This is a genomic window from Pseudomonas sp. yb_2 (assembly GCF_043103905.1).
Taxonomy (GTDB): domain Bacteria; phylum Pseudomonadota; class Gammaproteobacteria; order Pseudomonadales; family Pseudomonadaceae; genus Aquipseudomonas; species Aquipseudomonas alloputida.
In genome coordinates, this window is record NZ_JBICKH010000039.1 from 36,688 (window position 1) to 51,454 (window position 14,767).

A 14,767-nucleotide genomic window follows, 5' to 3' on the forward strand; every position below is an offset into this window, starting at 1 on the left:
TTGAACATTGCATTCAAAGGTAGCGGCATTGGTGCGATGGACCAGGGCCGGATATTTACCGGTTGTGACGCTGGTGAGGGCTTCGCCCTCATATCGCGACGCAAGGCCGCTCCCACAAAAGGCAGCACAGGCTTTTGCAGGAGCGGCCCCGTCAATTACGACGACAGGTACGAAGACCGGGTCAAGCCCAGGCGCAAGGCATCCAGATACTGGGTCCGCTCACGCGCAGTGATCTTGGCGCTGGCAACCTTGTCGCGGTAATGCGTCATCAACTCTTCCGGCGACAGGTGCACGTAGCGCAGCATGTCTTCGATGGTGTCGTGGGTTTCGATACCGGCGTGGTACACGCTGCCGTCGGCATTCTGGTAGATGTTCACCGAATCGGTGTCACCGAACAGGTTGTGCATGTCACCCAGGATTTCCTGGTAGGCACCCACCAGGAACACGCCCAGCAGGTAATCCTCACCCTCCTTCACCGCATGCACCGGCATGCTGGTTTCGATGCTCTGCTCGTCAACGTACTGGTTGATCTTGCCGTCGGAATCGCAAGTCAGGTCCTGCAATACCGCACGCCGCATCGGCTCTTCGTCCAAGCGGTGCAGCGGGATGATCGGCAGGACCTGGCCGATGGCCCAGGTGTCTGGCAGGCTCTGGAACACCGAGAAGTTGCAGATGTACTTGTCGGCCAGCTTGTCGTTCAGCTCGTCCAGCACCTGGCGGTGCGAGCGCTGGCGGGCTTTCAGCGAGTTGTGCAGGCGGCGGCACACGGCGAAATAGCACTGCTCGGCCAGGGCCTTCTCGCCCAGGCTCAGCTTGCCATCGGCGTACTGCGCGGCCACATCACCCATGTAGTGGGTGGCGCGCCAGTAGGTCTCGGTGACCATCTCGATGTCGGTCGGGCCAAGCAGGTCGACCAGCCACTGCACGGTCTCGGGCAGGGCTTCCTTGTTCTCGATGGTCGGTACGTCGTCATTGTGTTTCTCGACGTCGGTCACCTGGATCACCAGCATGGCGTGGTGCGCGGTCAGCGAACGGCCACTCTCCGAGAAGATGTGCGGGTGCGGCAAGCCCTGCGCGTCGCAGAACTCCTTGAGCATGCCCACCACCACGCCGGCGTAGTCGTCCATGTCGTAGTTGATCGAGCTGGCATTGCGCGAGTGGGTGCCGTCGTAGTCCACACCCAGGCCGCCACCCACGTCGATGTGGTCGACCGGCAGGCCCAGCGCACGCAGTTCGCCGTAATAACGGATGGCTTCCTTGAAACCGTGCTGGTAGTCAGCCAGGTTGGCGATCTGCGAACCCATGTGGAAGTGCAGCAGGCGGATGCCCTGATCCAGGCCCGCATCGCGGAAGCGCTGCACCACCGAAAGCAACTGGGCGGCGGACAAACCGAACTTGGACTTCTCGCCACCGGTGTCGGCCCACTTGCTCGAGGCCAGCGACGACAGGCGAACGCGCAGGCCAACCTGTGGTTTCACCTTGAGCTCGGCGGCCTCTTCGATCACCAGGGCCACTTCCGACTCTTTCTCGATGACGATGAACACATTGTGGCCAAGCTTCTGACCCATCAGCGCCAGGCGAATGAACTCACGGTCCTTGTAGCCATTGCAGACGATGGTGCCGCCCTTCGGCGCCAGCGCCAGCACTGCCAGCAACTCGGGTTTGGAGCCGGCTTCCAGGCCGATGGAAACGTTTTGCGTGGCGATGATGTTTTCCACCACCGCTTCCTGCTGGTTGACCTTGATCGGGTACAGCGCGGTGTACTGGCTCTGGTATTCCAGGCGCGCGATGTTGGCGTCGAAGGCACCGGTCAGCTGGCGCACACGGTCCTGCAAAATGTCAGGGAAGCGTACCAGCAAGGGCAGCGACAAGCCGCTCTGGCGCAGTTCGTCGACCTGTTCGAACAGGTCGATCGGAGCGCTTTGAGGGCCGTTGGGGCGTACTTCGACGCGCCCGGCTTCATTGATGGCGAAATAGCCAGCGCCCCAATGGCGGATACCATAAACACTGCGGCTGTCGGCCACGGTCCATTGGCTACCATCGTCTTTGCGTGTGCGTCGTACGGACATTCAAGTCCCCTATAGATAAGTCGAAGACACTGCCCGCAGGCAGCGGGGCGAGTGTAAAAGCTGAAAATGACGATTCATCCGTGCTCAGGCATAGACTCTGACCACGGGAACGAGTTTAGAAAGCGCTGGGCAAAAAATCGCGCGATGGCCTCAGCCGCCGGACTTTTTCGCCTTGAAACCCTGTTTGGTCAGCTCGCCGATCAATAGCTCGACATGGTCGCCCTGGATCTCGATAACCCCGTCCTTCAAGGCGCCGCCGGTACCGCAGCGGCGCTTGAGTGTGGTCGCCAGCTCTTTGAGCTGATCGGGCGGCAGCGGCACGCCGGTGACGGTGGTCACGGTCTTGCCGCCACGGCCTTTGCTTTCGCGGCGCACGCGGGCAATGCCGTCGCCTTCGGGGATGATTTGCTGCTTGCAGGTGCAGGCGTCCACCGGCTGGCCACAGTCGGGGCAGTGCCGACCGGCGTCGGTGGAGTACACGAGACCGCCAAGGGCGGAAAAGGAAGAAGCTTTCTTGGCCACTTTTGTTCCTCGGTGCTGAGGACAAAAACTGGTCGTGCCTTGGGGTTGAGGCCGACCGCGAAGCCCCACTCTGGCAGGGGCGGCGCTACTGCTGCAAGAATTGCGGCAGCCCGAAAAGGGCGCGCAGTGTAACGATAAATACGCCGGTTGTGTAGGAGCGGATTTACCCGCGAACAAGGGCAAAGCCCTTGCCCTGGGAAACGGGTGTCTGGGCCGGTATTTCGCGGGCAAACCCGAGCCTACAAAGTGGCCTTGTAGCGCTGCAACGCCGCCAACGAGTCCGGGCAATAAGGCTTGCTCAGGCTTTCCTGCTCAGCCTGTTCCAGACCGATGAAGCGCGCTTCAATAACCTCTTCCGGCTGCAACCGCAACGGCGCATCCGACACCGCCGAATACACCGCGCACCACAAGCGGTTATCCGGCTGGTCGAAATAGAACCGCTCGTGAAAGCGCAGCTCGGCGCCCTCGATGCCCAGCTCTTCGGCCAGCTCGCGCGCGGCCGACTCGGCATACGCTTCGCCAGCCGCGACCATGCCGCCCGCTGCCACATCCCAATAGCCGGGGTACAGCGCCTTGCTCAGCGTACGCCGGTGTACACACAATTCACCGGCACTGTTGAACAGCAGAATGAACGTGCAACGACCGATCAGGCCACGCTCGCGCAGCTCGGCACGGGGCAAGGCGCCCAGTACCTGGTCGGTTTCGTCCACCCAGGTGACCAGCTCGCGGTCGGAAGCCGCCCGATGGGCGGCCTCGGTTGGGCTGATAGCCATCATCAACCCTGCGACAGCAGCTGACGCAGATCGATAACCGCAGCGTTGGCCCGGGAAATGTAGTTGGCCATGACCAACGAGTGGTTGGCCCACATGCCGAAGCCACTGCCGTTGAGCACCATCGGGCTCCACAGCGACTCTTGCGAGGCCTCCAGCTCACGGATGATCTGACGCACGCTGACGGTGGCATTCTTCTTCGCCAGCACGTCGGCGAAGTCCACCTCGATGGCACGCAGCAGATGCGACAGCGCCCAGGCTTGGCCACGGGCTTCATAGAACACGTTGTCGATCTGCAGCCATGGGGTTTCCACCAGCTCCTCATCCACCTGCGGCGCCTGGCCGGCAACGACCGACTCGGTCTTCAGCGTGGTGTTGAGCTTGACCCGGCCAACGCTGGCCGACAGGCGCTGCGACAGCGAGCCCAGACGGGTGGCGACGTCACCCAGCCAGTTGTTCAGGTTGTCGGCGCGGGTATAGAAGATAGCGCCCTTGTCACCGGCAGCCAGACGGGTCTGGTAGCGGGTCAGCGACTTGATGCCCTCTTCGAACTCCGACTCGCTCGATGGCAGGATCCAGCTCTTGTTGTCGAAGTTGAAGCGCGGCTCGGCCTTGGCCAGGTCGGCGTCTTCGGTGGACTGCGACTGCGAACGGGCGAAGTCTTTACGCAGGGCACGGGACAGGTCGCGGACCTGGACCAGCACGCCATATTCCCAGCTTGGCATGTTGTCCATCCACAGCCCTGGCGGGAAGCGGTCGTTGGAAATGTAGCCGCCCGGCTTGTTCAGCAAGGTGCCGGCCACGGTCTTGAGGGTTTCGACGGTGGTATAGCCCACCACCATCTGCTGGCCAGTACGTTCGGCTGCTGCCTGGGCGTTTTGCTGCACCGGGAACAGAGCAGGCTCCTGGCTCCAGTACCAGCCCAGGCCGATACACACCAGCAGGTACAACCCGATCAGGGTCCCCAGGGCACGGCTCCAAAGGCCGCCAAGGTAGCTACGGGCGGCAGCGCCGCGCCCGTCGACACGCTCACGGGGCTCGGCTTTGGCCTCGCGGTTTTTCCAGTCCAGCATGGCTTTGTCCTTATCAGTCACGACGGTTCAGGGGCTTTGACCACAGGCCTGCGCTAGCGTGCCACGGGAAGCCCGAATGGCTGCACTATAAAGCAGACACCACCGTACGCATAAGCGACCATTCAGTCAGCAACTGAATATTCGTTCTGCCCGCTTTGTTGACGCAGGGCACTCACTCACGTGAAAAGAGCTGCTAGCATAGAGCCATCATTGCCCCTGCACATCCCAACCTATAAGTAGCCAGGACATGAGCCAAGCAGTCGAGCCGAGCCCGCAGTGCCCCGTCCAACAGTTGACGCGTAACGGCCTGCGCAAGGACGACCCGCTCGACCAACTGCTGCTGCCCGTGCGCAAACCGGTGTACATCCTGCTGCAGGACCACGAGCGCGCCCAGCGCCTGGCCCAGCAACTGGAATTCTTTGGTCTGGTGGTGCAGGCGTTGCCCAGCGCCGCAGCGTTTCTCGCCTCGATCAGCGAGTACCCGCCGTCGGCCATCATCATGGATGTCGACTTCACCGGCGCCGGCCTGGGCTTGCTGCTGGCCGCTCAGGTGCAGCAGGGCCTGGCACGCTCCATTCCGTTGCTGTTCTTCAGCCATCACGAAGCCGACACCCCTACCCGCCTTGCCGCAGTGCGCGCCGGCGGTCAGGACTTTCTCACCGGCAGTCTGGAAGCTTCCAGCTTGCTGGAAAAGGTCGAACTGCTGACCAACACCGCCCCTCACGACCCGTTGCGCGTGCTGATCATCGACGATTCGCGCACACAGGCCATGTACACCGAGCGTGTACTGGCCGGCGCCGGCATGCTCACCCGCAGCCTGACCGACCCGATCCGCACCATGGCCGAGCTTGCCGACTTCCAGCCCGACCTGATCATCCTCGACCTGTACATGCCGGCCTGCACCGGCCCGGAGCTGGCCAAGGTAATCCGCCACAGTGACCGTTATGTGAGTGTGCCGATCATCTACCTGTCTGCCGAGGACGACCTGGACAAGCAACTGGATGCCATGAGCGAAGGCGGTGATGACTTTTTGACCAAGCCGTTTCGCTCACGCCACCTGATCACCACCGTGCGCAACCGCGCCGCCCGCGCCCGCCATTTGAAGGCGCGCATGGTCCGCGACAGCCTGACCGGGCTGTACAACCACACCCATATCCTGCAGCTGCTGGAAGACTGCAGCTTCCGCGCCCGCCGTGAGCAGCAGCCGTTGAGCTTTGCCATGCTCGACATCGACCACTTCAAGAAGATCAACGACCGCCACGGCCACCCCATGGGCGACCGAGTGATCAAGAGCCTTGCCCTATTCCTCAAGCAGCGCTTGCGCAAGACCGACTTCATTGGCCGCTACGGTGGCGAGGAGTTCGCCATCGTCATGCCCAATACCGCGCTGGATGCCGCACACAAGGTGCTGGACGAAATTCGCCGGCGCTTTGCCGAAATTCTCTACCCGGCGCAGCCGCGGGATTTGCAGTGCACCTTCAGTGCCGGCGTGGTGCAACTGGACGAGGGGCTGGATGCACTGACCATGGCCAGTGCAGCTGACGAGGCGCTGTACCGGGCCAAGCATGCGGGGCGCAATTGCGTCGTTCGTGTAGAGCCCTGAAATTCGCACTCACGGTGCCGGCTTCTTCACAGGCTCGCCCGCTTCCCCAGGCATTTCACATACCTCAAGTCTGGAGGTAAACCTGTGGGAGCGGGCAAGCCCGCGAAGAGGCCAGTGCCGGCCACACCAATAGAGGCACTGTGCCACTTTTTTTCTGACACCAAGCCCCTGGCGTCATCACCCCGTCACAAAATCGCAATAACTTCAGGCGCCTACCTCTCCCCTGCGCAGGAAGTTCGCGGCTATGCGCCTGAAGTGGCTGACCAATTTCAACACGCTGTTGCTGGTGACCGTGTGTATCGCCTTGGGCGCCACCCTGTGGTGGTCACAGCGCGCCCTCGAACGCCCCTACCAGCTGATGGAGCGCTATCTGGGCCTGTCCCAGCAGTTCCAGAACCAGGCGGCGCGCAATATCCAGGCCTACCTGGGCAGCGGCGACGCCCTGCGCCAGGCCGCCGCCATGGAGGCGAACCAACAGTTGCAGGCCGCACTGACGGACTGGCCGGTAGAGCTGGCCGAGAAGTTGCGCCCCAGCCTGGATAGCCTGCAGGCCTTCACCGCCAACGAACTGCTGGCCGCCGGCAAGCTGGCCGGCGACCCACAAGCCCTGCTGCTGCAAGCCGAGCGGGAGCTGGGGGCGAACTTCGAGCAGATGGCCAGCTACGCCCGCGACAGTGGCAACGCCGAGGCCAATCGCTACTTGCTGCCCTTGCTAGACGCCACCCTGCATCTGGGGCGGCTGTCATTGGCTCGCGACAAGCTGGTCAGCAGCGGCCGCCCAGAGCTGGCCGACGAGGTGGAGCGCGAGCTGCAACTGATCCGCACCCAGGCCCAGACGGTCGACGGCCTGCCACTGCTCGGAGTAACCCGCACGGCCGAATCCGGAGCCGACGACTTCGCTGCGATGATGGGCCTGGAATCCCAGAGCAGCGCCCAGCAGGAAGACATTGCCGTGGGCCTCAAGCGTGAATTGCAAAGCCTGCTCAACCGCTACCCGGCCGAACTGCAACGCACCCGCGAACAGATCGAGCGCCGCGCCGAACTGGCCGCCACCACCGGCCAGCGCCTGGAAGCCGTACAACAGGCCATCGCCGCGCTGGAACCCGAAGTACGCGGCCAGCATGCGAAAATCGCTGCCGAGGTGCGCATCATCCAAGGCCTGATGATCGGCCTGATCCTGCTGATCGCCCTATTGATCGACACGCTGCAACGGCGCCTGGCCCGGACCCTGACCGGACTGGCCCCGGCCCTGTCACGCTGGGCCGAGGGCGATTTCGCCCAAGCCATCGCCCTGGGCAAGACCAACCGCGAACTGCACGACATCCAGGAGTCGCTCAACCGCCTGCGTCAGTACCTGGTGGAGCTGGTCGGCACCATCCGTCATAATGCCGAGCAGGTGGCCGGCAGCAGCCATGCCCTGGCCGGCATGAGCGCTGCGCTGCACGGCGGCGCCGAGCGACAGGCCGGCGATACCGGGCAGATCCGCGATGCCTTGGGCGAGCTGGAAGCAACCATTCAACAAGTGGCTGGTGATGCCAGCGCAGCCGCCGAGGCCAGCCGCGATGCCGGGCGTGCGGTGGAACAAGGCCAGGCGGTAATCGGCCAGAGCCTGTCGGGCTTGCGTGAGCTGGTCGATGAAGTGCAAGGCAACGCCCGCATGATCGAACAATTGGCGGAAGAGTCGGCCACCATTGGCGGGGTACTGACGGTGATCCGCGCGATTGCCGAGCAGACCAACCTGCTGGCACTGAATGCCGCGATCGAAGCGGCCCGTGCCGGCGAGATGGGCCGTGGCTTTGCCGTGGTCGCCGATGAGGTGCGCTCACTGGCTCAGCGCACCACGGGGGCTACCGGCGAGATCCAGGCGTTGATCGACCGCCTGCAGCAGGCCGCCAGAAGTTCGGTGGCGGGGATGCGCGCGCAACTGGAGCATGCCGAGGCCACGGCCAACCAGGCCCAGGCGGCGGATGGGGCACTGGATGAGATTGTCTGTGCCATTCGCACCATTTCCGATACAGCGGTGCGGATTGCCGATGTAACGGCACAGCAGAGTGGCGCGGTGAGCGAGATTCGTGACCACAGCGAGCGGATTCACGAACTGGGTGAAGACAACCTGCAGCGCATTGGCGAGGGGCGTAAACAGGGTGAACAGCTGCTGAGCCTGGGCGGTGAGCTGAACCGGGCGGTGCGAGCGTTCAGGGTCTGAGATCGAGCGCCGCCCGCGCGGCGCTTCGCGGGTAAACCCGCTCCTACGTTTGTTTCGGGCCAATTATTCCTGCGCATCCGTTATCATGCCGGGCACGTTCCACCTCGCGAGTCCGCCATGCGCCGCCTGTTTTTCATGCTGTTCCTACTGCTGGCCAGCCCGGCCTTCGCCGCAGGCCTGCTCGACAACCGCCCCAGCGCCACCCTTGGCGCCGCTTCGCTGGCCAACAACGCCGACTTCCTGCCGGTACACGAGGCCTTCAAGTTCAACCTGGTCCAGGCCGATGCGCAAACAATCAAGCTGCGCTTCGTTGCCACCGATGGCTACTACCTTTACCGCCACCGCTTCCAGTTCCGCACGGAACCGGCCGATATCACCCTGGGCACACCGAACATCCCCAAGGGTGAGGCCAAGCACGATGAATTCTTCGGCGACGTCGAGGTGTACCACGGCGTGCTCGATATCGAGTTGCCACGTAAAGACCCGCGCGCCTTCACCCTGCTGGTGGGCTACCAGGGTTGCGCCGACAAGGGCTTGTGCTACCCGCCGGAAACCGCACGCCTGAGTATCGATGGCGAAGGCGTTGCAAACACGCCAGCCACCCGCGAACACGGCTGGAACTGGAAGTCGCTGCTGCTGTTCTTCCTCGCTGGGGTCGGCCTGACCTTCACCCCCTGCGTGCTGCCGATGTTGCCGATCCTTTCCGGTGTCGTGCTGCGCGGCCAGGTTGGCGGCGTGCGCGGCCTGGCGCTGTCGCTGGCCTACGTGCTGCCAATGGCCGCCAGCTTCGCGGTGCTCGGCGCACTGATGGGCCTGTTCGGCGCAAGCCTGAACCTGCAGGCGCGCCTACAGTCGGCCTGGGTGCTGGTACCTTTCGCGCTGTTTTTCGTAGTGTTCGCCCTGGCCATGTTCGGCCTCTTCGAACTGAGGCTGCCCCAGGCCCTGAGCAACCGCCTGAACAACGTCGCCAACCACACCCGCGGCGGCTCGCTGCTGGGCGCAGCTGTGCTCGGTGTGCTCTCCAGCTTGCTGGTTTCTCCGTGTGTATCGGCGCCCCTGGCCGGTGCCTTGCTCTATATCAGCGCCAGCGGCGATGCCCTGGGTGGCGCGCTAAAGCTGTTCGCCCTGGGTTTGGGCATGGGTGCACCGCTGCTGCTGGTAGCCACCGGTGGCGCGGCCTGGCTGCCCAAAAGCGGCCCATGGATGAACACGGTGAAAAACGCCATTGGCGTACTGCTGCTGGGGCTGGCCATCGGCTTGCTCAGCCGTGTACTGCCGGGCCCTGCGACCTTGCTGCTGGTCGGTTTCCTCGCTGCGGGTGTGGCACTGTTCCTTGGTGCGCTGGAATTCGTCGTCAAGACGACGGCCCAACGCCTGGCGCAACTGCTCGGTCTGGCCTTGCTGGTCTACGCGCTGGCTTGCTGGTACGGCGCCCTCACTGGCCAGGGCGACCCACTGCGCCCACTGCCAGTTGCGTCAATGGCCGCCAGCGGCGGTCTGCCGGCAGCAAAAGCCGATGCCTGGCAGACCATCACCACACCTGATGCTCTGGACGCGGCCCTCGCGCAGGCCCAGGCCACCGGCCAGCCAGTGCTGCTGGACTGGTACGCCGACTGGTGCATCAGCTGCAAGGTGATCGAGCATGAGGTGCTCAATGCACCGCAGGTGCAAACACAGCTGGCCGGCTTCAAACTGCTGCGGTTCGACATCACCGAAAGTAATGCCGAGCAACGCAAGCTGCTCGACCGCTATCAGCTGTTCGGCCCACCTGCCCTGCTGTTCTTTGCTGCGAACGGCAGCGAAATTACCGCTGATCGGGTGATTGGCGAGATAAATGCCGGTGAATTTGCGCAGATTCTGACGCGCGTGCGCGGCAAAGTCGGTCTATAACTTCCCGCGAGCCCGGAAAAATCCTGAAATGAGTGACCGGATTTAATTATTCGGTCACATACTTCGCGCGAACCTCGGACATCGTGCTGGCTATTGCCGGGAACTGGACACTTGCCGTTGCTTTACGGCACACTCGCCGCGCTGTGTCGAATTGCCCTACAAATCCAAGGAATCCGCAGATGGCAACGCTACTGGTGCTCCACGGCCCCAACCTCAACCTGCTCGGTACTCGCGAGCCAGGCCACTACGGCGCCGTGACCCTGGCTCAGATCAACCAGGACCTGGAGCAACGCGCCCGCGCCGCAGGCCACCATCTGCAGTACCTGCAGAGCAATGCCGAATACGAACTGATCGACCGCATTCACGCCGCACGCAACGAGGGTGTGGACTTCATCCTGATCAATCCGGCTGCTTTCACCCACACAAGCGTCGCATTACGTGACGCATTGCTTGCGGTGAGCATCCCATTCATCGAAGTGCACCTGTCCAACGTGCACAAACGCGAACCGTTCCGTCACCACTCCTACTTTTCCGATGTTGCCGTAGGGGTGATCTGCGGTCTGGGCGCCAGCGGTTATCGCCTGGCCCTGGAGTCCGCGCTGGAACAACTGGCTGCCAACGCACAGCCCAAATGATGAAAACCCTGGCCTAAGTGGGCCGGGGTTCGAGAGAAACGTTTCAGATACGTTTTTTTGTATTTCGCCCCCTGACCGAACCTTTGGGAGTTGATGATTAATGGATATCCGTAAAGTCAAGAAACTGATCGAGCTGCTGGAAGAGTCTGGCATCGACGAACTGGAGATCAAGGAAGGCGAAGAGTCGGTCCGTATCAGCCGTCACAGCAAGACCCCAGCTGCCCAGCAGTTCTACGCACCGGCGCCTATGGCCGCCGCCCCTGCCGCTGCGCCGGTTGCCGCTGCTGCGCCAGCCGCCGAAGCCACTGCTGCCGCCCCGGCCCTGAAAGGCACCGTGGTCCGTTCGCCAATGGTAGGTACCTTCTACCGCAAGCCTTCGCCGACCTCGCCTAACTTCGCTGAAGTTGGCCAGTCCGTGAAGAAAGGCGACACCCTGTGCATCGTCGAAGCCATGAAGATGATGAACCACATCGAAGCCGATATTGGCGGTGTCATCGACGCCATCCTGGTAGAAGACGGCCAGCCGGTTGAGTTCGACCAGCCGCTGTTCACCATCGTTTGAATCGCGGAGAGCCAACGATGTCTGGGAAGCTCGAAAAAGTCCTGATCGCCAACCGCGGGGAAATTGCCCTGCGGATCCTGCGTGCCTGCAAAGAGCTGGGTATCAAGACCGTCGCCGTGCACTCCACTGCCGACCGTGAACTGATGCACCTGGGCCTGGCAGACGAGTCGGTCTGCATCGGCCCTGCATCGTCCAAGGATTCCTACCTGCATATCCCCGCGATCATCGCTGCCGCCGAAGTGACTGGCGCCACTGCGATTCACCCGGGTTACGGCTTCCTGGCGGAAAACGCCGACTTCGCCGAACAGGTGGAAAAATCCGGTTTCGCCTTCATCGGCCCGAAAGCCGACACCATTCGCCTGATGGGCGACAAGGTTTCGGCCAAGGACGCGATGATCAAGTCGGGCGTACCGACCGTACCGGGCTCCGATGGCCCACTGCCAGAAGACGAAGAAGTTGCCCTGGCGATTGCCCGTGACGTCGGCTACCCGGTGATCATCAAGGCCGCCGGTGGCGGTGGTGGTCGCGGCATGCGCGTGGTGCACAAGGAAGAGGACCTGATTTCCTCGGCCAAGCTCACCCGTACCGAAGCCGGTGCAGCCTTCGGCAACCCGATGGTTTACCTGGAGAAGTTCCTGACCAACCCACGCCACGTGGAAGTACAGGTACTGTCCGACGGCCAGGGCAACGCCATTCACCTGGGCGACCGCGACTGCTCGCTGCAGCGCCGTCACCAGAAAGTACTGGAAGAAGCACCAGCCCCGGGCATCGATGAGAAAGCCCGTCAGGAAGTGTTCAAGCGCTGCGTCGATGCGTGCATCGAGATCGGCTACCGTGGTGCCGGTACTTTCGAGTTCCTGTACGAAAACGGCCGCTTCTACTTCATCGAGATGAACACCCGCGTGCAGGTTGAGCACCCGGTGTCGGAGATGGTCACTGGTATCGACATCGTCAAGGAGATGCTGAGCATCGCCGCTGGCAACAAGCTGTCGTTCCGCCAGGAAGACGTGGTGATCCGTGGCCACTCGCTGGAGTGCCGGATCAACGCCGAAGACCCGAAGAAGTTCATCCCGAGCCCAGGCAAGGTGAAGCACTTCCACGCCCCGGGCGGCAACGGCGTACGCGTCGATTCGCACCTGTACAGCGGTTATTCGGTTCCGCCGAACTACGACTCGCTGATCGGCAAGCTGATCACCTACGGCAAGGACCGCGACGAGGCCATGGCGCGCATGCGCAATGCCCTGGACGAGATCGTCGTCGACGGCATCAAGACCAACATCCCGCTGCACCGCGACCTGGTGCGTGATGAAGGCTTCTGCAAAGGCGGCGTCAACATTCACTACCTCGAGCACAAACTGGCCAACCAGGAGTGATCGTGTAGTGTGATGTACCAGAACCCCGGCCCTGTGCCGGGGTTTTTTATTGCCTGCCAGAATCTGGGGCCGCGTCGCGGCCCCAGGGCTCTACCCCTTCATCCGCGGCATGTCGATGCGGTGCTCATGCACTCGCCGATAAAGCGTCGCCCGCGAAATGCCCAAAGCCCGTGCCGCATCAGCCGGCTTCCAGCGATGGCGGATCAGCGCGTCCAGCAACAGCTGCCGGGCCGGGCACGACACCCCGCTTTCAGCCGAGCCAACCGCTTCACCGCGCACCTCCTGCGGCAGATCCTGCAGCCGCACCTGACCGCCCTCACTCACCGCACAGGCATACCGCAACACCTGCCGCAGCTGGCGCAAATTGCCCGGCCAGCGATAAACCAGCAGCGCCTGCAGCGCGTCATCCGCCAACACCACCTCCACCCCGCAGGCCGCAGCCTCTTCGGCCAGCAACTGGTGAATCAGCCCCAGCCGGTCATCACGCTCACGCAAGGGGGGGAGCTCAAAGCGGGCATTGGCCAGGCGGAAGTACAAGTCTTCACGAAATCGCCCGTCCTCCACCATCGCCGCCAGATCGCGATGGGTCGCACAGATCACCTGAATATCCACCCGCTCCCGCCGCGCGGCCCCCAGCGGCGCCACCTCGCCCTCCGCCAGCACCCGCAGCAGGCGGGTTTGCAGGTTCAGCGGCATGTCCCCGATCTCGTCGAGGAACAGCGTGCCGCCATCGGCCTGCTGCAACAGCCCTTGCATGCCTTTGCTGGAAGCCCCGGTGAAGGCCCCGGCCACATAGCCGAACAACTCGCTCTCGATCAGGCTTTCCGGGATGGCCGCGCAGTTCAGGGTAACGAACGGGCCATCACAGCGCTGGCTTTGCTGGTGCAACTGGCGGGCGAATACCTCCTTGCCGGCCCCGGTCTCACCCAGTACCAGCACCGCCAGGTTGCAGTCCTTGACCCGCGTGGCCAACCGCAGGTGTTGCTCGATACGGGTGTCCTGGGCCTGGCGCAAAGGCTGCGCACGCTGGCGTTGCTGCGGTGCGCTGACCCGGCCATACAAACCGCCCAGACCAGGCAGGCGCTGGGCGGACGACGCGCTCACCCGGCGCAGTTGGTCGATGTCGAACAGTTCGCCAATATGCTCGGGCAAGCGCCCCAGGCGTTCCACCAAGCGCTGCCGCGCCAGGCTGTTGATCGCCTGCAAGCGGCCATCGGCATCCCAGGCCAGCAGGTAGTCGGGCTGGCTCTCCACATAGCCCGGCGTACCATGGGCGCGCATCACCCAGTGGCCCTGGGCGCTGTGCATGAAGAAGGCGTTTTCGATCTCGCGGGCCGTTTGCTCGACCAACTGGCGGATCAGGTGCTGGCTGCGCCGATCGTCCGGCGACTGCAAGGCCGACACATCTACCACGCCCAACAACTCACCCAACGGGTCGAACACCGGCGCCGCTGTGCAGGTCAGGCCGATGAAGGCGGCGCGAAAGTGATCGCGCTTGTGCACCGTGACCGGAGCCTTGCTGGTCAGCACCGCCGCCACGCCGCATGTGCCCTCCTCGCCCTCCGACCAGCAGGTCCCCAGATACAGCCCGGCCTTGCGACAGTCGTTGCGGATGGCCGACTCGACCCGGTAATCGATGGTGCGCCCCTGGGCATCGGTAAGCAGCACGCAGTAGTCAGCGCCGCGCACCCGCTCATGCAAGCGCGCCACGGCATCGCTGGCGATGCGCAGGAACAGCTCGGCGCGTTCGCGGCATTCGTTGAGCAGGCTTTGGGAAAGGATACGCGGCCCCTGCTGGGAACCGGGGTCGAGGCGGTACACATCCATGGAGCGGCGCCATGAATCGAGGATCAGCGGTGGTACCGGCGCCTGCGGCAGGCGGTCGGCATTCTTCAACACCCTGCTGACGCAGTCCACATGGGCTCGGGAGTTCGCGGCAAGCATTCAGGCCCTCCGGTTCTCGTTACTGTTTTTATCGTTGTCCGGCCATTAAGCGCCTCTGGGCATGCCCCGACAAGCACTGTGTGATTACCGGCTGGCTTGAGACGCAGCGTCTCAGTGTCT

The 14,767-nt window shown here is 63.2% G+C and carries 11 protein-coding genes; 6 read left to right on the plus strand and 5 right to left on the minus strand.

The genetic code is table 11. The features are described from left to right. Positions 1–155 precede the first annotated feature (155 nt). From speA to ACF8FB_RS09460, 4 genes are all read right to left on the minus strand, one after another. Positions 156–2,069, minus strand: coding sequence for an arginine decarboxylase (speA, locus tag ACF8FB_RS09445; protein ID WP_010951840.1), 1,914 nt, complete (start codon positions 2,067–2,069; stop codon positions 156–158). 150 nt (positions 2,070–2,219) lie between these two features. Further along, on the minus strand, positions 2,220–2,591 hold the full coding sequence (locus ACF8FB_RS09450) for a translation initiation factor Sui1 (RefSeq protein ID WP_003255318.1): 372 nt from the start codon (positions 2,589–2,591) through the stop codon (positions 2,220–2,222). Positions 2,592–2,830: 239 nt separating this feature from the next. Continuing rightward, complete coding sequence (locus tag ACF8FB_RS09455) at positions 2,831–3,364, minus strand: NUDIX hydrolase (RefSeq protein ID WP_010951839.1); 534 nt, start codon at positions 3,362–3,364, stop codon at positions 2,831–2,833. Between the two features lie 2 nt (positions 3,365–3,366). Further along, positions 3,367–4,434, minus strand: coding sequence for a DUF2333 family protein (locus ACF8FB_RS09460; protein WP_049587200.1), 1,068 nt, complete (start codon positions 4,432–4,434; stop codon positions 3,367–3,369). Positions 4,435–4,681: 247 nt separating this feature from the next. On the opposite strand from ACF8FB_RS09460, the gene ACF8FB_RS09465 reads away from it, so the two are divergent. From ACF8FB_RS09465 to accC, 6 genes are all read left to right on the plus strand, one after another. Beyond that, positions 4,682–6,037, plus strand: a complete 1,356-nt coding sequence (locus ACF8FB_RS09465) for a diguanylate cyclase (protein WP_010951837.1) — start codon at positions 4,682–4,684, stop codon at positions 6,035–6,037. Between the two features lie 652 nt (positions 6,038–6,689). Beyond that, positions 6,690–8,243, plus strand: a complete 1,554-nt coding sequence (locus ACF8FB_RS09470; protein ID WP_392511262.1) for a methyl-accepting chemotaxis protein — start codon at positions 6,690–6,692, stop codon at positions 8,241–8,243. 117 nt (positions 8,244–8,360) lie between these two features. Beyond that, complete coding sequence (locus ACF8FB_RS09475; protein ID WP_392511253.1) at positions 8,361–10,133, plus strand: protein-disulfide reductase DsbD; 1,773 nt, start codon at positions 8,361–8,363, stop codon at positions 10,131–10,133. A 179-nt stretch (positions 10,134–10,312) separates the two neighbouring features. Further along, on the plus strand, positions 10,313–10,768 hold the full coding sequence (gene aroQ / locus ACF8FB_RS09480; protein ID WP_003255330.1) for a type II 3-dehydroquinate dehydratase: 456 nt from the start codon (positions 10,313–10,315) through the stop codon (positions 10,766–10,768). A gap of 100 nt (positions 10,769–10,868) precedes the next feature. Then, positions 10,869–11,330 (plus strand): acetyl-CoA carboxylase biotin carboxyl carrier protein, encoded by a 462-nt coding sequence (gene accB, locus ACF8FB_RS09485; RefSeq protein WP_010951833.1) that lies wholly within the window; start codon positions 10,869–10,871, stop codon positions 11,328–11,330. Positions 11,331–11,347: 17 nt separating this feature from the next. Beyond that, positions 11,348–12,703, plus strand: a complete 1,356-nt coding sequence (gene accC / locus ACF8FB_RS09490) for an acetyl-CoA carboxylase biotin carboxylase subunit (protein WP_003255333.1) — start codon at positions 11,348–11,350, stop codon at positions 12,701–12,703. Positions 12,704–12,793: 90 nt separating this feature from the next. Here accC and ACF8FB_RS09495 read toward each other — a convergent pair whose 3' ends face one another. Next, positions 12,794–14,647: a sigma-54-dependent Fis family transcriptional regulator gene (locus ACF8FB_RS09495; protein WP_010951832.1), complete on the minus strand. Its 1,854-nt coding sequence runs from the start codon at positions 14,645–14,647 to the stop codon at positions 12,794–12,796. Positions 14,648–14,767: the final 120 nt, after the last annotated feature.